Genomic DNA, 16932 nt, shown 5'->3' on the forward strand with positions numbered 1-16932 from the left:
CGGGGGAAACACCGATGGAGCGAGTGAGAGGGATCGGCACGACGATGAGGCTGCTGGACGCGCGCCGGTTGGGACTGGCCTGCGCCGCCGCCGCGGTGATCGCGGGCACGGTGGTGGCGGGGTGCGCCGAGCAGATCCCGGGTACGCCCACGACCGATCCCGCCGAGGTGGCCGCCTACAAGACCAGCGCCGCGGCCTCGTCCTCGGCGGCGGCCTCGTCCAAGGCGGCCGCCGCGCAGGAGCGCGCGATCGAGGACAACTGCACCCGCTTCCCCACCACCACCGGCGCCGCGGTCACCGCCTTCAACGAGTTCGTCACCGCCCACGACAACAACGCCGCCGACTACGCCGCCAAGCGCGAGGCCGCCGCGAGCACCCTCGACACCGCCGCCACCGAGGTCGAGTCCGGGGTGACGGCCGCGGGCGCCGCCCTGCCCGCGGATCTGGCCGCGAAATTCACCGACTACGTGATCGCCGCGCGCGCCCTGGCCGCCGAAACCAGGAAGATGACCTACAGCTCCCAGGTGGACAAGCTCAACGCCGCCAGCAGGGCGATCAACCAGGCCCGGACCGCCGTGCACGACGCCTGCCAGAGCCGCTGAATCCACCCCTCCGACACGCGGCATACGGTACCGATTCATCCGATCGGCTTGCGCTACGGCCGATAACCATGTTCGCTTGCACCTATCTTATTGTCGGCAGTTTAGGGAGGACACCACCGTGGTCGCCGCGGCGGACGCGCAGAACTACGCTCAGAAGCTTGGCATTTCTCACGGCTTGGTTGTTCAGGAATTGGGCTGGGACGAAGACACCGACGACGCTTTGCGCGCCGAGATCGAGGAGGTCAGCGGCGCGGAGATGGTCGACGTCGACTCCGACGAGGTCGTCGACGCCGTCCTGCTGTGGTGGCGAGAGGGAGACGGCGATCTGGCCGACGAGCTGATGGACGCCATCAGCCCGTTGTCCGACGAAGGCTTCATCTGGGTCCTCACCCCCAAGACCGGACATCCGGGCCATGTCGATCCGAGCGAGATCGCCGAAGCCGCGCCCACGGCCGGCCTGACCCAGACATCCACCATCAGCCTCGGCAGCTGGACGGGCTCGCGCCTGGTCCAGCCGAAGGCACCGTCCAAGCAGCGCTGATCCCGGCGTTCGCTAAGGTCTCAGCCGGACGAGAACGCTCGGCTGAGACCCGACACGACGACAGGATCCCCGTATGCCGCTAGAGGTTGGCACGCTCGCGCCGGACTTCACGCTCAAGGACCAGAACAACCAGCCTGTCACCCTGTCGGATTACCGCGGCAAGAAGAATGTCCTGCTGGTGTTCTATCCGCTCGCCTTCACCGGCATCTGTCAGGGCGAGCTGTGCAAGGTCCGCGACGAGCTGCCCAAATTCCAGAATGACGACGCCGAGATCCTCGCGATCTCCGTCGGCCCCCCACCCACCCACAAGATCTGGGCGGCCGAACAGGGCTACCTGTTCCCCCTGCTGTCCGACTTCTGGCCGCACGGCGCGGTCACCCAGGCCTACGACGTCTTCAACGAGAAGTCCGGCTACCCCAACCGCGGCACCTACGTCATCGACAAGTCCGGCTACATCACTTTCGCCGAGATGAACAGCCCCGGAGAGGCCCGTGACCAGGCGGCTTGGGAGAAAGCGCTCGCCGCGCTAGATTCATAAACCGTCACCGCCGGTTCCCCGGCGGTGCCCGGGCGTATAGCTCAGCGGTAGAGCACTGGTTTTACACACCAGCGGTCGGGGGTTCGAACCCCTCTGCGCCCACCCTCGACACAGCAGGTCAGATACCTATTCACCCGCATTCACCCCATCCCCCGCTACCGGATCACCCGGCGAACTCTCCAAGAACTCTCCAACGGCCGGTCAGATCACTCCCCGGCGGCCGGTTTCGGCTCCGAGAACAACGCCGCGCCCGCCGCTTCCATCGCCTCGTCGTAGACGTGCGCGTACCGACGCAGCAGGACGGCCGGATCGTGGCCGAGCCACTTCGCCACCACCGCAACCTGCACCCCGGAGTCGAGCAAGATCGTCGCCGCGGTGTGCCGGGCATCGTGCAACCGGATCACAGGCAGCCCGGCCGCCCGCGCCTGCCGCTGGAACTCGTCGGTGAACCACTCCGGCCGGATCTCAGTACCGTCCTCGTGCACGGCCACCAACCGATCGTCGGACCACGAAACACCGACCGCGAGCGCTTCGGCCTTCTGCTTGAGCTTGAGCCGGTGCACCGCAGTGGCCACGTCCGGCGGTAGCGGCAGGGTTCGCTTACTGCGCCGTGACTTCGGGTCGTCCTCCTCCACGTCCTTGCCGACTGCGACCCGACCACGGAACACGGTCAGGTTGCCGTCGACGATGCGCGACCAGCGCAGCCCCATCACCTCCGAGCGGCGCAGCCCGCACAGCGCGAGCAGGAACAGGGCGTGGAGCCGGTGTTCGCGGACGTAGGTGCGGAATATCGCGGCCTGTTCGCGGCTCCACACCTGCATCTCCGGATCCTCCATGTCGGGCCGCTTCACCAGCCGGGCGACATTGCGCACCACCAGGCCCTGCTTCTGCGCATCGTCGAGTGCGTCGGTGAGGTGGATGAGCATGGTGTTCACGGTGCGCGCAGACACTCCGGCAGGTTCGGGCACGGTGACCTCAGCACCGGTGGCGACGTATACGCCGCGCTTCGGCCGTTCGACACGGCCCGCGGCGCGTAGGCGGTCGAGGTGTCGGCCGCCCTTCTCCCCGAACTTCTCGGTGATCTGCACGTACCGCACGCCGCCCGGGTGTTCGGCAACGAACGCCAACACCTGGTCTGCGAGTTCGCTTGGCTTCTGCCGGGTTTGGCGCCCCTCGGTGAGGCGCCAGTTCACGAGTTCGTCCAAGTGCTCCTTGGTGAGTTTCTGGATGGGCAGGCCGCCGAATCGAGTGATCACGGGTTTCAGTGCGTGGCTGTAGCCTTCGCGGCTGACCCGGCGTACGTCGCGGCGCCCGGCGAGCCAGGCAGTCAGGTACTCCTCCACAGTGGTTTTCGTGGGTGGGACGTATCGTCCGGCGGCGACTTCGGTTGTGATGCGCCGGTATTCGCGACGGGCTTCGGTCTTACTGGCGTAGGTGAAGCGGCGCCGGTCGCGGGTGCCGTCTGGTTTGCTGCCTACGTCGGCGTTGAACCAGTAGGTGACGGTGCCGTTCTTGGCGGTGTGGGTGTTGATCGGCTCGGCGCGGCGAGTCTTCGGAGGCTGGTCGGTCATGCCTCGCCATCCTCGGGGCTCGAAGCATCTGTCGAGGGATTGGCGAATCGATGGCGCAGAACCATGAGTTCACCGCGGAGATCCTCGACGACGACAGCGGCCATCGTGATTAGATCCTCGAAGGACTTTCGGTCTTCGCCTTCGGGCAGATGCTCCAAGTTGCGCGCCGCCGCGTGGTACGCCCGTTCCCTGAGCCTCAGTTCGTGGGTGAGTACCTTCTCCTGCTGCGCGAGCCTCAGATTCTCGACGTTCGCAGCCGGATAGAGCGCGGGAAACTCGCCAGCGAACCTCTCACGTGCCCAGCGCGCCGGATGTCGCTCACCAGGCAGATACTCAACTTCTGCTGCCCCATCGAGGGTGTCTGGGTAGAGCAGGACAGCAGGAGGCACTCCCAATGCCTCGGCGAGCACTATCAACTCCGGGACCTCCAGCTTTGCCCTGCGGCCGGCCTCCAAATCGGCAATCGTCGACCGGCCGACTCGCCACCCCAATTCGGCGGTGCGGTCGGACACCCACTGAGTGGACCGCTCGCCGCGCAACCGGCGAATCTCGTCGACAACACGTCGAATCGTCCCCTCGTTCCAGGGGACGTGATCAGCATCACAATTTTCGGTCAATTTTCGGAACCTCGTGTCATCTCACGGAACCTCGCGGCATCTCCAGTCATGATGGACTATCCATCAGATAGCCCGAGAGTATCGGTTAGCGGTGGGAAAATCCATCAGGTGCGGTACGGTGTGAACAGACCAGCTACCAACTGGTCGACATTCAACGAAAGGCCCGCCGTGCCAACCCTCCCCACTGCCACCCCCGCAACCCTGCGTGTCCCTCAGGCCGCCGCCATTCTCGGAATCGGGACTTCCACCGCCTACCGCCTCATCGCAAACGGCCAGTTTCCGTGCAAGGTGATCCAGGCTGGTTCCAGCTACCGCGTCGTCTCGGCTGACCTCGAACGGCTCATCGCTGCGGCCTGAGAAACCCCAGCGGCCCTAGTTTCCTCCGCCATCGAGGGCCGCGAATAGAACAGGCGGGCCGGTGCTACCAACACCGACCCGCCCAAGCGAATCAATCTCCCCACTGCCAAGTCAGGAGCGATCCAATGTCCATCGTACCCACCTGCGCTCAGATCACCCGCGCCGCGACGTCGTCCATGTTCGACCTCACCCCGAACATCGACAGCACCCCCGGCCAGGCATTCACCTTCACCCCCCGTGAGTCGCTGGTCGACCTCACCCCCACGTGGGAGACGATCACCGAACGCACGGTCGGCCCCGAGCGCGAAATGGTCAGCGTCGGCGCCGAGGACGGCGAGGTGGTCGCGAGCATCGACCATATCGGCGAGGACAGCGAGCGCGGTATCAGCGCCTACCTGACCCCCACGGAAGCCCGTGCCGTGGCCGCCGCGCTGATCAAGCTGGCCGACACCATCGAGGGCAAGCCCGCAAAGGTCGCCGACGAACAGCCCGTCGAACACGTCCTGACCGCGGCGCAGCTCGACGGCACCGCATGCCACCGCTGCGGGCGTGACTTCGACGGGTCCGGTGTCGCTGCGGCGGCGGACGGGTTCGGCCCGCACGGGCAGCTGTTCGCCTGCGCTGGCGACAACGACAGCTACCCGCTCACCCCCACCACGGAGCACCTGGCCGCGCCGGGCCGCCAGGCCAAGCAGTGAGCGTAGAAGCGATCGTCTGGGCGCTCAAGCTGGCGCCCGACGTGAGCGGACGTGAACAGGTAGTGCTCATCGGGCTCGCCGATCACGCGGACGCGAACGGAACCGGTGCGTACCCGTCCTGGGCAACCCTCGCCAACTACGCGCGCTGCACGGTGCGAACGGTCGGCCGGTCCATCGAATCGCTCGAAGGCAAACAGCTCATCGAGCGCGGCGACCAGCTGTTGGTGATCCACCTGCCGCCCGACCGGCGGCCGGTGGTCTGGAACCTCCGGCTCGACCGCGTGCGAGACCGGCAGGACGGCCGCGGCGAGCAGGAACAGCGGCATGTCACCACTGACACCCCGTCGACCAAACGGGATGACACCAGTGACACCCCGTCACCGGAACGGCATGACACCGATGACCGAACGGCATGTCACCCACGACCGAACGACATGACACCGGTGACCGAGCGGCATGACGCAGATGTCATACAAACCGCCCTTGAACCGTCCTTGAACCGTCCAGAACCGAAGGCAGCGCGCGCGACCGTGAACCCGACCGTGTCATTCGAAGCGCGGAAGCTCGTCCGGGAGAACATCAGCCCGGAACTGCCGGACGATGTGAAGAAGTCCCTGGCGCGGATCGTCGGCAAGCTCCTCGACGATGGCACGGCACCCCGCGACATCGTGACCGGCCTGATGTCGTGGCAGGGCCGCGTCGGGGCCGGGCCGGGCCTGCTACCGCATCTCGTCGGCGACGCGGTAAAGGCACGCACCGCACCGCCGCCGATGTCGACGAGCGACCAACGCGTGCACATAGCCCTTGCCCAGCGGCGCCCGGAGTGGGACGACGAACCCGACCCCGCTCACGCCCGGCCAGCGATCGGCCTCGCCGCAAAGTTCAACTCCCAGAAGGCAATTCCGTCATGAAGAAGAACGACGTAGCCAGGCTGCTTGCCATCATGGCGTCCTTCGATCAGCGCACAGTCGGCGAATCCGACATCCTCGCCTGGTACTCCGCCGTCGGCACCCTGCACTACCCCGCCGCCCAGGCGGCCGTGATCGAGCACTACCGAACCAGCGCGGACAGGATCCGCCCGGTCCACGTGCTCGACATCGCCCGGCGTGCCGCGAACGATCACGTCGAACGCGCCAGCGTCTCACGCGACTACCGCCAGAACCGCGAGGACCAACGAGACGAGCGCCTGGCCGAACTCTGCGGCGGCACCCGCGCCGCACGGGAACTCACCGCCGCACCGTCCACTAACCGCCCGCCTGCATCTGCGGAGATTCGCTCCCGGCTGATGTCCGAGTGCCGGGCGAAGTTCGGGACCGCCGAAACCCCGCAGGAGAAGGCGGCTCGTATGCACCGCGAATGGCAGGCGGAGCAGCGCGGTGCCCCCGAAACGGTCCCGTAGCCCCGAAGGACAGCCCGCGTGCGGCGTCATCCCGGCTCTCCCGCGCGTAGACCCCCCTTCTCTGCCAGCCCTCAACCGGTCAACCCCGCAGGTCACGACCGGTTGAGGGAGTCAACCTGAACCGGCCGGTTCAACCCCGAACGGACAACCCACGCCATGAACCTCACCTGACCGCGACGCGCCTCCTTATCGGCAAACGCCCCGCCACCGCAGCTATCTACAGCCGCGGCGACGTGTGGCCCACCCACCGCGCCAAGGCCAAACGTAAGCAGGCCGCGAAGCGCTCGCGCCGTCGCGTCCGGGTCACCGGCAACAAACCCCGGTGACCCGACCCGTGTTCGGGCGAACCTGCCGAACACATGGACCCCGAACAGCCAACGAAACACCCGAATATCCGAACAGGAGTCGCCCATGTACACCCCTCCCCGTCAGCTCACCCGAGACGAGTACACCGCCCTGCCCCCCGCTGAACGTGTCGCTGCCGTCCGCGACGGTCGCGCCGATACCGTCCTCGGCCGCGTCCACACTGCCGCCACACGACTCAGCGACTACTCCGACGACCACCAATTCACCCTCACCGAATACCGGTCCATGCCTGCCGAAGACCGCGTAGCCGCAGGCCGCGCAGGCCGCCTCGCCAACATCTTCAACCCCGCCACCCAGGAGAACTGACCATGACCCGAGACCAGGCCATCGCCAACCTCAAAGCCCGCGCCGTCGACAACCAGCTCTGGACTCACGACCTCAGCGACCAGGAACGACACATCGCCGAGAGCGCCGGAATCGACATCGTGCACACCAAACCCGCCCCGCGGGGCAAGCTCGAAGAGGCGAACGCCCGCGTCGCCATCCTCGAAACCGAGATCCTGGCAGGCAAGGACATCCCCGCGACCGCGCTCGCCGAAGCCCGCGCCCTCGCCCAGGCCGAAGCCGACATCGTCGACATGGCCGCCCGCGGCGCACGAGAGCGGGACAAGGCCGCGAAGGAACTCGCCAAGCGGCAGGAGGCCGCGAAGGCCGCCGTACGGCAGAACCTGCCGGTTCTCCCCGCCGACGAACTCGCCACCCTTGTCCAGGCTGCCCGCGATGCGCTGGCCGCGATCGTCAACGCCAGCCGGGCGCACGCTGCCACGATCCAGGAGGCCAAGCAGGTGTTGGCCGACGGCGGTGTCATCGAGCGAGACGCCAGCGGCGGCAACACTGCCGACGAGCAGGCCGCCATGGACTGGGACAACCACGGGTTGCGCAACGCCCCCTGCGTCGTGATCGACGGCACTACCTACAGCCCGGGTGCCTACACGAACGCGCTCGTCGATCTCGGCAGACACGCCCTTGGCCTGGGTGGCGCCGGGCACCGCTTCAAGTTCGGCATCTAGTCCTGCTCGCGTCCTGAGCGGCGATCGAATTGCCCACGCAGGACGGAGCTTTCGGCACACTGCCGATGTTCTGACCGCCGATAAGGCTCACTTATCGGCGGTCAGAATCCGGGCGGGGCGCGGCCCGAACGGCGCCATCTGACACCCCGATTCTTGACCCCTGGAGGTCTGCCCCATGTCCACGAAAGTCGGCGAGATCTACGCCGAATTGTCGCTCGATGACAGCAGATTCAAGAAGACGCTCGACAACTCGGAGCGCCAGTTCGCCACCCTGCGGCAAACCGCGCAACGGGCCGGGCAGCAGGTCGACCAGTCGTTCCGGGACACCGGCGATTCGGTCCGCCGGATGGAACGCGCAGCAGACGAGGCCGGGCAGGCAACCCGCCGCATCGAGGTTCCGAGCAGTCTCGCCGCCGACGCCCGCCGCGCCGCGGAGGCTGTCGGCGAGATCGGCGACCGCGCCGAGGAAGTCGGCGACGCGGGCGGCCAGGCGGGCGGCAACTTCAAATCCGGTTTCGCCGACAAGATCAAGGGATTGGGCGGCAAGGGCGGCCCGATCGCCATGGCCCTCGTCGGTGTCGCCGCGGTTGGTGTCGCCGCCGGTGCCGTGCTCGCTGACGCGCTCAGCGACGGCATGCAGATGGAAGCCGACCGCGACCTTATCCAGGCCCGCCTGGACCTCGACGATGAGACGATGGCGCGCATCGGTGCTGCGGCCGGGGACGCCTTCACCAACGGTTGGGGCGAGTCGGTCACGGAGAACCTGAACACCGCCCAGACCCTCATGCAATCCGGGCTGCTCGACGGCACCGAATCGGCCGGCCAGATGCAACCGCTCATCGAAAAGCTCACAGCTGTAACGGAATTGCTTGGCACCGACATGGTCGAGGCGACCAAAGCCGCGAGCATCATGCTGAAAACCGGGCTCGCGGCCGATGCCGACGAAGCGTTCGACCTCATCCTCCAGGGCTCCCGCAAGGTCGGGTTGGCCGGTGACGACCTCATCGACTCCATTAAGGAGTACAGCTCCGGATGGAAGAACGCCGGTCTGACCGGTCAGGAAGTCATGGCCCTGCTCGCCCAGTCCACGGCCAAGCTCGGCGCCGACTCCACCGACCGGGCCGCCGATGGCTTGCGCGAGCTGGGCCGCCGCATCTCCGAAGAGGGGGAGGCGATGGTCGAGGGGCTGGACGCGATCGGCCTGTCCGGGCAGGAAATGTACGACGCGCTCAAAGCTGGCGGCCCGGCCGCATTCGACACCCTCGACCAGATATTCGACAAGCTCCGTGAGATCGAGGACCCGGCCGAACGCAACGCCGCCATCCTGGCCCTGCTCGGCGACACCGCGGGCGACTTCTACGACGTGTTCGCCAACATGGACCCGTCCGAAGCGCTCAAGGACTTCGGTGATGTGGCGGGCGAGGTCGACCAGGCCATGCAGACGATGGGCGACAACAGCGCCGCACACCTCCAGGCCGCCCGCAACAGCATCACAGCCAGCATGGACGACGTGAAGTTGGCGATAGCCGAAGCGTTCGGCCCGACCATCTCCAAGGCCGCGGATTGGGTGTCCACGCACAAACCTGAGATCATCGGGTTTTTCGTCGCCCTGGCGGACGCCGGGTTCGCCACCCTGGACGGGATCATCGGATTCACCAGCGGCGCCCTGCGCGCCTTCGCCGATCTACAGGAAGGCATCGGCGACACAGTCGGCAAGGGCATCGAAGCGCTCGGCGCGTTCGCGGAAAAGGCCGGCGGGATCATCAAGCACATCCCCGGCATGGAGGGCATCGGCAAGGCCATCGAGTCCGCGGGCAAGATGGCGAACGGGTTCGGCTCGGCGATGGACGACGCCGCGGACCGGGCACGCGGCATGGCCGACGCCCTGGACCGCACCCGCCCGACCATCCAGGGCATGCGCGACCACGTCGCCGACGCCGGACAGACCGCGGTCAACGCCGCGGAAATGACCCGCCTGTTCGGTAGCGCGGTGGACGCACTGCCCTCGGGCAAGTCGCTGGTAGTCGAGGCCGTCACCGAGGACGCGAAGGCCCGCCTGCGCGAGTTCGGGTTCCGGGTCGAGGACATCCCCGGCACGAAACAGACCACGATCACCGCGGAAACCGCTGCCGCGCAACAGCTCATCGACGATTTCGTCAAGGCCAACGACGGCCGCCAGATCCGCACCTACACCGTGAACGAGATCCAGGACCGGCGCGCCGAGTGGACGGGCAGCCCGACCGGCCCCCAGAAGCAGGGGCCGGTGCCGATGGCGCCCGGCGAGTGGCGCGCTGACGGCGGCATCGACCTCGACCGGCTCGGTGTGGGCAAGCTGCCGGACCAGGCGGAGATCAAACCGGCGACCGGCCGCCTCATCCAGTGGGCCGAACCGTCCACCGGCGGCGAGGCGTACATCCCGCTCGCACCCGCCAAGCGCGCCCGGTCGCTGTCCATCCTCGCCGAGGTCGCCCAGCGGTTCGGGCTCGACGGTATCGAGGCGTACGGGATGGGCGGGTTCGGTGGGCTCGGCCAGGACGGCAACAGCGGCGCGCATCTCGGCTCGTGGGAGGTGTCGCAGCTCGGCGACCGGGACGGCGTCCCGCTGTCTACGCCGGGCCGCGCTGTGCCCGCGGCGGCGTGGGGCTCGTCGGCGTACCGGGCGGCAGCGTTCGCGGCCGGTGCGGCGAGCGCGGTTGCCTCTGGCTGGTCGGAGGATGGCACGTTCCAGGGGTTCGACACCTCCAGCAACTCACCGGCCGCGTTCACTGCCGGGCTGGAGAAGGGGTTCGAGCTGCTCGGAGAGAAGCTGGACGAACTGATCGCCGGACAGCAGACCGGCGCGCCGGTGGAGGTGGACGTCGATATCGACTCCGGCCGCCGCGCCGCGGAGATCGCGATCAAACAGCACGGAATCTGACCCGTTCGCCCGCCCGGCCGATCATGCGCCGGGCGGGCGAGAGGCGGTTATGCAGCAGGCGGTTTCGGCCTTCGTGGGTGCCGCCCTGCCCACCGCTCGCACGCGGCCAGGCTCGACCCGCAGTACGGGGGCAGCGGATCCCGGCCCGCCTGGTCGGTCGTCACAGTCCACCAGTGCGGTTTCCGCTGGTGCGCCCAGTGGCCGTTGGACAGCAGGACCGGACCGGGTTCGATGCCTGCCACTCGGGTGACCGCGGCGAGCGCTGCCGTCGCGTCAGCGTGGAGTTCGTCGAGCTGCCGACTGATGTCGTCGAGGTGGCCCACGCTCACGCCACCCCCGGCGCCAGCTGCCCGTTCGCCGGACGCGGCACGATCCGGCCCGCCGCGACCAGCACCGTCCACGCTGCCGCCTTCTGCCTGCACTGCCACCGCTCGCACGCCCGATGGATCTGCATCACGGTGTGCGCCCGCTCGGTCGTCAGCGGGCCGCTCGGCGTGCTGTGGTTGAGCACCGGCGACGGCTGCCCCTGCTGCTCTGCCTCGTGCGCCAACCGGGCGATGATGTCCCACACGGTCGGTTGCGGCGCGAGCGTCGTTCTCTGCCCCCACATGGCGGCCCTTTCTCTCAAGGGTTGATGAGCCCCGCCGCCGGGGATGAGGGTCACCCGGCGGCGCGGCTGCAATCAGATTCGCGGCAGGCAACAGCGTTGAGGGACAGTGAAGGGACAGAGACAGAACGGGACACGCGGGACGGATCGATCTACCCTCGGACTATGGGGACACACGTAGGCCAGGCCATCGCGTCCGAACGAAAGCTCGCCGGTCTGAGCCAGCGCCAGCTAGCCGACCGCGCCGCCTACAGCCTGTCCATGGTCAAAGCCGTCGAGCAGGGCCGCGAAGTCGCCTCCCCCGGTTTCGTGTCCGCGGTCGCTCGCGCGCTCCGGATCACCCCCGAACAGCTCACCGGCGCCCCGTTCGACGACGGCAAGCCCCTCGCCGATGCCGTGAACGGTCTGTCGATCCTGCTCACCGAAGGCCGTTACGCGCGCGCCGAGGACCCCGGCACGCTCGCCCAGCTCGACGCCGACCTCACCGCGGCCCAGGACCTGTACCGCAGCGACCGCACCCGCCAGACCATCGAGGTGCTGCCCGCGATCATCCGCCGCCTGCACGGCGCGGTGCGCGAGTTCCGCGGCGACGAGCAGGCCCACGCCTATTCACTGCTCGCGTCCGCGTACATCCTGGCCGAATGGTCCGCGCGCCGGACCGGTCACCTCCTGCTCGCGCTGCCCGCGCTCGACCTGGCCGACAGCTACGCACCGCAGGGCGATGACCCGAATTTCCTCGCGTTCTCCGCGCTCGCCCGCGCCCGCATCCTCACCCACTACGGGGAGTCCGAGGTGGCCGCCCAGCTGATCGACCGCGCGATCACGACGGCCGACGACTCCCGGCCCGGCATGGTGATGGCCGGGTATTCGCATTTGGCCGGCGCGATCAACGATGCCCGGAAGCTCGACTACGCCGGTGCTGTCGCGCACGTGGACGCGGCCCGCGAACTCGCTGCCCGCACCGGTGAGACCGACCTGTACATGACCGCGTTCGGGCCGCTGAACGTCGATATCCACGCGCACGCGGTCGAGCTGGAGGCAGGCGACCCGCACCGCGCGGCGATCAACGGCGCCGAACTCACCTACGGCCCGGCGGCGCCGCCTACACGGGTGGCGCACCACTGGCAGGACAACGCCCGTGCGTGGCTGATGTCGGGGAAGCCGGATCGGGCGCTGGCCGCGCTGAACAAGGCTCGGGCCGCGGCCCCGCAGCAGACCCGTTTGCATCCTTCGGTGCGGGAGACGTTGTACGGGGTCGCGGCGGTGCAGCGGCGGCAGTCCGAGAGTCTGCTCGGGTTCGCGAACTGGCTCGGCGCCACGCTGTAGCCAGGGCGCACCCGAAACCCCCAACTCTCCAAGAACTCTCCAAGACAGGCAGAGACAGGCCGGACTGAGCGGGACAGACGGGACGGTTTACCGGCCGCGACCTGGACGGGAAGGACAGGGCGAGACAGGCGGGACGATGCTGCTCGGTTTTACACACCAGCGGTCGGGGGTTCGATCCCCTCTGCGCCCACCCCTGAGAGTGCGGGACGGTTCCCGCACTCTTCGATCTGCTCCGGCCCCGCGTCAGCTCTCGACCGGGCCGCACTATCTCTGCTCGGCCGTGGCCAGGTTGTTCAAGCGTTCGTACTGCTCGGCGGTGAGGTTCAGGTGGGCCGCGGCGAGGTTTTCGGTGAGGTGTGTGCGTGCGGCCGTGCCGGGGATGGGGGTGATGACGGGTGAGTGGTGGAGGAGCCAGGCGAGCGCGATCTGGGTGGGGGTGGCGTTCAGGTCGGTTGCGATCTCGGTGATGGCGGTGGTCTCGCCGGTGGTGCCCGCGGCGATGGGTCGCCAAGGGAGGAAGGCGATTCCGGCGGCGGTGCAGGCGGCGACGACGGGCTCGTGTTCGCGGTCGAGGATGTTGTAGCGGTTCTGCACGCTGGCGATCTCTACGACCGACCGGGCTTCGGCGAGCTGGGCGGTGTCCACTTCGGAGAGGCCGATGTGGCCGATCTTTCCTTCGTCGCGCAGATCGCGCAGGGTGCCGACCTGTTCGGCCACCGGGATCTCCGGGTCGACGCGATGCAGCTGCATCAGATCGATCCGTTCGACCCGCAAGCGCCGCAACGCGTCCTCGACCTGGACGCGCAGGAACTTCTCGCTCCCGTTGTAGACCGCGCCGTCGGGATGATCGGCGCGCTGCTCGACACCGAGCTTGGTCGCCACGAGCAGCCCGTCCGCGTACGGCGACAACGCCTGCGCCACCAACTCCTCGTTGGCACCCCAGCCGTACAGATGCGCGGTATCGACCAACCGCACCCCGAGCTCGACGGCCTCCCGCAGCAGCGCGATCGAGGCCGCCCGCTCATCGGCCGGTTCGGTCGGCAACCGCATCGCACCGAAACCTATGCGCGGCAGTCGATATCCGGCGAGTTCGATGGTCGATTCCGTCACGGTGCGCCTCCTGGACTCGAAGACCAACCCTAGCCCCGGCCCCACGGTCCGCACCGATGTGCCGGTCGCCCTGCCGTCTGGCCGGCACTGCGGCACGATGGGTTCGTGCCCGAAGAATCGGTCGAACCGCACGACTGGACCATCGACCCCCGCGAGTACGCCCGTCACGAGTCCAGACGCGGCCGTCGGCATGCCTATCCACGCCTCACCGCGGCCGGCACCGCGCTGGTCGTGATCGATATGGTGCCGTTCCACGTGGGCGCCAACCCGTATTGCCGTGGGATCGTGCCCAATATCAACCATCTCGCCGACACCCTGCGAGCGGTCGACGGAACCGTCGCCTGGGTGGTGCCGGGAACCGAGCCACCCACCGCGGCGGCGATCGAGTTCTTCGGTCCCGCTGTCGCCGAGAGATACAGCGGCTCAGGCGGTTCGGGCCCGCTCCCCGACCGCCTGTGGCCCGGCCTTTCGGTCGCCCCCGACGACCTCTTCGCCGAGAAGTCGGGATTCAGCGCGTTCTTCCCCGGCCGCTGCCCGCTGCCGCGACTGCTCGGTGAACGCGGCATCGACACGGTCCTGATCGCGGGTACCGTCACCAATGTGTGCAGTGAGTCGTCGGCTCGCGACGCCGCCACGCTCGGCTTCCGGACCGTCATGATCGCCGACGCCAATGCCGCGCCCACCGATCAGGTCCACAACGCCACTCTGCACACGTTCTACCGGTCGTTCGGTGATGTCCGTCCGACCGCGGACCTGGTCGCGATGCTCGAGCGCACGCGACGGACCGCATGACTCTCCCGCAGCGCGCGAACCGCCTGTTGGTACAACCACTGTCGTGGCAGAGGGGAAAACCAGGCCGGTGACACGGAACGGGATGGGTGTGCGGTTCGAGCTGTCGCCCGTCGAGGACGTAGTTCCGTGGGGTGAGCATCGCCGTCTGCACTGGTTCGCGCTCACGCAGGGGCGGTACTGCATGGACATCGGCGGTGTCGAGTTCCTGCGGTACGCGACGCCGCCCACGGACTCGCCGGACGAGAGCGGTTCCGCTTCCTGGGCCGATTACTACGTCGTGCGGCTGTGGGAGGACTTGCTCGGTGTGCTGCCGTCGGCTCTGGAGCCGGTCCCGGATGACCTGGTGGAGTTCTTCGCTGCGGGGTCCGGGCACTGGGTCGAGACCGAGGACCCGGTGGTCGATGCCGCCACCGATGCCTACGGTGTGCGCTGGACCGACAGCGGGTATCTCCGGTTCGGGCCCTCGTTTCGCTGGTGGCGCACCCTCGGCTCCGAGGACACGATCACCGTGGCCTGGCAGCAAAACGCCGATCCGGAGGGTGAGATCGTGTTCTCCGCACCACCTTCCGGGCGCCGGACCATCGAGACATCCGAATTCGTCTCAGCCATAACAGATTTCGACCGACGACTGCTCGACGCCATGCAGGAACGTATCGACCGGCTCACAGAAACCGGTCTCGCCCCGGACATCGAACTCGACCTCCCGGCGCTGGTCCGGGAACAGGCCCAGCGCCGGACGTGGCTGTCGCGGGCGCTGGCCGCCCAGGATGTCACCGATTGGGCGGCCGTCCGGGCCGGTGTCGCGATCCTCGCTCCACTCGGCTGAACCACCCGTCAGCTCGCCATCGCCGACTCACGATCGGCAGTCAATGTCGCGACCCGCTCGCGGGCGGATTCGAGAGAGCGGCGCAGGCGTTCGCCGCCGAACTCGTCGTTGCCCGTGTAGACGAACTCGAGGTCGTCGATGCCGATGAATCCCAGCGCGGTGCGCAGATACGGCTCCACGTGGTTCATGTGGGCCAGCGGGCCGCCCACGTCGTAGCCCGCGTCGCCGGTGCCGACGATGACGAACGCGCGTTTGCCCGCCGTGAGCGGGGTGTAGGGCGCGTCGGCGGCGGGGTCGAAGGCGAAGGTGCGGCCGACGCGGACGATGTTGTCGATGTAGGCCTTGAGCATCGCCGGGATGCCGAAGTTGTACATGGGGACGCCCAGGACCAGCACATCGGTGGCGAGCATTTCGTCGACCAGTTCGTCGCTGTCGGCCAGGGCGGCGTGCATGGCGGGGGTGCGCTGGTCGGGGGTGGTGAAGGCGGCGGCGATCCAGTCCTCGGTGAGGTGCGGGGGCGGTCGGTGGCCCAGGTCGCGGTGGATCACCGTGTCCTCGGGCCTGGCCTGGCGCCACTGGTCGACGAACTCGCCGACGAGGGTGCGGGTGTGTGAGCGGGACTGGCGCGGGCTGGCGTCGAGCCGCAGTAGCTGGGCCATCTCGGAACTCCTCAGGTCTGGATCGGGGTGTGCGACCGAGCCTGCCCGACCGGGAATTTCCGCGTAAGAACGCACATTTCTGTTACCCGGTACCCTTTTCCATACCTTTGCCGGTGAGACGAGGACGCGCATGGCCACACGTAAGCAAGATCTCGATTTCGACTGCCCGGTCGAGGTCACCCTCGATGTGCTCGGCGGCAAGTGGAAGGGCATGATCGTCTATCTGCTCAGCGAGGGCACGGCGCGGTTCAACGAGATGCGCCGCGCCATGCCGCAGGTGACCCAGCGCATGCTCACCGCGCAGCTGCGCGAACTCGAACGCGACGGCGTGCTCACCCGCACCGTGTTCCCCGAGGTGCCACCCCGGGTCGAATACGAGCTGACCAGCTTCGGCCGCGACCTCATCCCGATCATCGCCCTGATGGAAGCCTGGGGCGAGCGATACCGCAACCAGCTCCGCCGCACCGGCTAACCGGCCGTCTCCTCGGTGCACGCCCATTCGCTGTACACGGCGTCGGCGCCGACACCCCAGCCGAGTCCGGTCAGCCGCCACATCATCTCGAAGACGAAGTCCTCGTCGGTGTTGTCGGGCGCGTTCGTCTCCGCCGCGAGCGCGGGCCCGTACTCGTCGGCCACTTCCCCCTCGACGTAGACGATCCGCCGCACGAGCTCACCGTCGCGATACCACCCGAATCCGTGCACGGTCGAGACGCTGTTGCTCACCCAGGCCAGCACTCGACCCGAGCCGGACAGTCCTTCCAGCACTTCGTCGTCGAAGGTCACCCGCATGTCGGGATCGGCGAGAAAGGTCCAGCCGTCGACCTCGGCCACCCCGTAGTCACAGGGCCGCCGGTGCACCTCGTCGAGATCGACTCGCTCGCCGGTGTCGCGCGGACGCCCCGGAAGTCCGGCCGGATCGACGGTTCCTTCGACGATCACCCCTTGCGCCTGCCACCCCATACCAGTCCCCTTTCAGCCGCTTGTCGTTCGCGGCCG

The 16932-nt window shown here is 68.0% G+C and carries 20 protein-coding genes and 1 tRNA gene; 15 read left to right on the forward strand and 6 right to left on the reverse strand.

Annotation, left to right across the window (positions count from 1 at the left end; all coding sequences use genetic code 11):
• Positions 1-44 precede the first annotated feature (44 nt).
• The 4 genes from ACWEMY_RS12945 to ACWEMY_RS12960 all read left to right on the forward strand — a co-directional run bounded on the left by ACWEMY_RS12945 (position 45) and on the right by ACWEMY_RS12960 (position 1783).
• Positions 45-602, forward strand: coding sequence for a hypothetical protein (locus ACWEMY_RS12945; protein ID WP_375936006.1), 558 nt, complete (start codon positions 45-47; stop codon positions 600-602).
• Between the two features lie 118 nt (positions 603-720).
• Positions 721-1143, forward strand: a complete 423-nt coding sequence (locus ACWEMY_RS12950; RefSeq protein ID WP_336083461.1) for a DUF3052 domain-containing protein — start codon at positions 721-723, stop codon at positions 1141-1143.
• 73 nt (positions 1144-1216) lie between these two features.
• Complete coding sequence (locus ACWEMY_RS12955; protein WP_452390168.1) at positions 1217-1681, forward strand: peroxiredoxin; 465 nt, start codon at positions 1217-1219, stop codon at positions 1679-1681.
• Between the two features lie 30 nt (positions 1682-1711).
• Positions 1712-1783: transfer RNA gene (locus ACWEMY_RS12960), tRNA-Val, on the forward strand.
• A gap of 104 nt (positions 1784-1887) precedes the next feature.
• Here ACWEMY_RS12960 and ACWEMY_RS12965 read toward each other — a convergent pair.
• Positions 1888-3252, reverse strand: a complete 1365-nt coding sequence (locus ACWEMY_RS12965; RefSeq protein ID WP_452390169.1) for a tyrosine-type recombinase/integrase — start codon at positions 3250-3252, stop codon at positions 1888-1890.
• On the reverse strand, positions 3249-3764 hold the full coding sequence (locus ACWEMY_RS12970) for a hypothetical protein (RefSeq protein ID WP_452390170.1): 516 nt from the start codon (positions 3762-3764) through the stop codon (positions 3249-3251). Before ACWEMY_RS12970 ends, ACWEMY_RS12965 begins: the two co-directional genes overlap by 4 nt.
• Positions 3765-3920: 156 nt before the next feature.
• Here ACWEMY_RS12970 and ACWEMY_RS12975 point away from each other — a divergent pair, with 156 nt between their 5' ends.
• The 7 genes from ACWEMY_RS12975 (at position 3921) to ACWEMY_RS13005 (ending at position 10616) form a co-directional block, all read left to right on the forward strand.
• On the forward strand, positions 3921-4226 hold the full coding sequence (locus ACWEMY_RS12975) for a helix-turn-helix transcriptional regulator (protein WP_452390212.1): 306 nt from the start codon (positions 3921-3923) through the stop codon (positions 4224-4226).
• A gap of 125 nt (positions 4227-4351) precedes the next feature.
• A complete protein-coding gene (locus tag ACWEMY_RS12980) occupies positions 4352-4924 on the forward strand; it encodes a hypothetical protein (RefSeq protein WP_452390171.1) in 573 nt (190 codons plus the stop codon).
• Positions 4921-5835 carry a helix-turn-helix domain-containing protein gene (locus ACWEMY_RS12985; protein ID WP_452390172.1) on the forward strand — a complete coding sequence of 305 codons (915 nt, stop codon included), beginning with the start codon at positions 4921-4923 and terminating at the stop codon, positions 5833-5835. Before ACWEMY_RS12980 ends, ACWEMY_RS12985 begins: the two co-directional genes overlap by 4 nt.
• Positions 5832-6323: a hypothetical protein gene (locus ACWEMY_RS12990; protein ID WP_452390173.1), complete on the forward strand. Its 492-nt coding sequence runs from the start codon at positions 5832-5834 to the stop codon at positions 6321-6323. Before ACWEMY_RS12985 ends, ACWEMY_RS12990 begins: the two co-directional genes overlap by 4 nt.
• Before the next feature lie 411 nt (positions 6324-6734).
• Positions 6735-6995 (forward strand): hypothetical protein, encoded by a 261-nt coding sequence (locus ACWEMY_RS12995; RefSeq protein ID WP_452390174.1) that lies wholly within the window; start codon positions 6735-6737, stop codon positions 6993-6995.
• Between the two features lie 2 nt (positions 6996-6997).
• Positions 6998-7699: a hypothetical protein gene (locus tag ACWEMY_RS13000; RefSeq protein WP_452390175.1), complete on the forward strand. Its 702-nt coding sequence runs from the start codon at positions 6998-7000 to the stop codon at positions 7697-7699.
• A 175-nt stretch (positions 7700-7874) separates the two neighbouring features.
• Positions 7875-10616, forward strand: a complete 2742-nt coding sequence (locus ACWEMY_RS13005; protein ID WP_452390176.1) for a phage tail tape measure protein — start codon at positions 7875-7877, stop codon at positions 10614-10616.
• 325 nt (positions 10617-10941) lie between these two features.
• On the opposite strand, the gene ACWEMY_RS13010 is transcribed toward ACWEMY_RS13005, so the two are convergent.
• Positions 10942-11166 carry a hypothetical protein gene (locus ACWEMY_RS13010; protein ID WP_452390177.1) on the reverse strand — a complete coding sequence of 75 codons (225 nt, stop codon included), beginning with the start codon at positions 11164-11166 and terminating at the stop codon, positions 10942-10944.
• A gap of 222 nt (positions 11167-11388) precedes the next feature.
• Here ACWEMY_RS13010 and ACWEMY_RS13015 point away from each other — a divergent pair, with 222 nt between their 5' ends.
• Entirely contained in the window at positions 11389-12549 is a 1161-nt protein-coding gene (locus tag ACWEMY_RS13015) for a helix-turn-helix domain-containing protein (protein ID WP_452390178.1), read from the forward strand.
• Positions 12550-12813: 264 nt separating this feature from the next.
• On the opposite strand, the gene ACWEMY_RS13020 is transcribed toward ACWEMY_RS13015, so the two are convergent.
• Positions 12814-13659 (reverse strand): aldo/keto reductase, encoded by an 846-nt coding sequence (locus ACWEMY_RS13020; protein WP_452390179.1) that lies wholly within the window; start codon positions 13657-13659, stop codon positions 12814-12816.
• Positions 13660-13764: 105 nt separating this feature from the next.
• Here ACWEMY_RS13020 and ACWEMY_RS13025 point away from each other — a divergent pair, with 105 nt between their 5' ends.
• Positions 13765-14451: an isochorismatase family protein gene (locus tag ACWEMY_RS13025; protein ID WP_452390180.1), complete on the forward strand. Its 687-nt coding sequence runs from the start codon at positions 13765-13767 to the stop codon at positions 14449-14451.
• Positions 14452-14533: 82 nt separating this feature from the next.
• Positions 14534-15277: a DUF5984 family protein gene (locus ACWEMY_RS13030; protein ID WP_452390181.1), complete on the forward strand. Its 744-nt coding sequence runs from the start codon at positions 14534-14536 to the stop codon at positions 15275-15277.
• Positions 15278-15285: 8 nt separating this feature from the next.
• Here the strand turns inward: ACWEMY_RS13030 and ACWEMY_RS13035 are convergent, their stop codons facing one another.
• Positions 15286-15936: an FMN-dependent NADH-azoreductase gene (locus ACWEMY_RS13035; RefSeq protein WP_452390182.1), complete on the reverse strand. Its 651-nt coding sequence runs from the start codon at positions 15934-15936 to the stop codon at positions 15286-15288.
• A 130-nt stretch (positions 15937-16066) separates the two neighbouring features.
• Here ACWEMY_RS13035 and ACWEMY_RS13040 point away from each other — a divergent pair, with 130 nt between their 5' ends.
• Complete coding sequence (locus ACWEMY_RS13040; protein WP_375936020.1) at positions 16067-16408, forward strand: winged helix-turn-helix transcriptional regulator; 342 nt, start codon at positions 16067-16069, stop codon at positions 16406-16408.
• Here ACWEMY_RS13040 and ACWEMY_RS13045 read toward each other — a convergent pair.
• Positions 16405-16896: a DUF6461 domain-containing protein gene (locus tag ACWEMY_RS13045; RefSeq protein WP_452390183.1), complete on the reverse strand. Its 492-nt coding sequence runs from the start codon at positions 16894-16896 to the stop codon at positions 16405-16407. The two genes, ACWEMY_RS13040 and ACWEMY_RS13045, sit on opposite strands and share 4 nt — an antisense overlap.
• Between the last annotated feature and the right edge of the window lie 36 nt (positions 16897-16932).

Source organism: Nocardia sp. NPDC004415 (assembly GCF_053602435.1).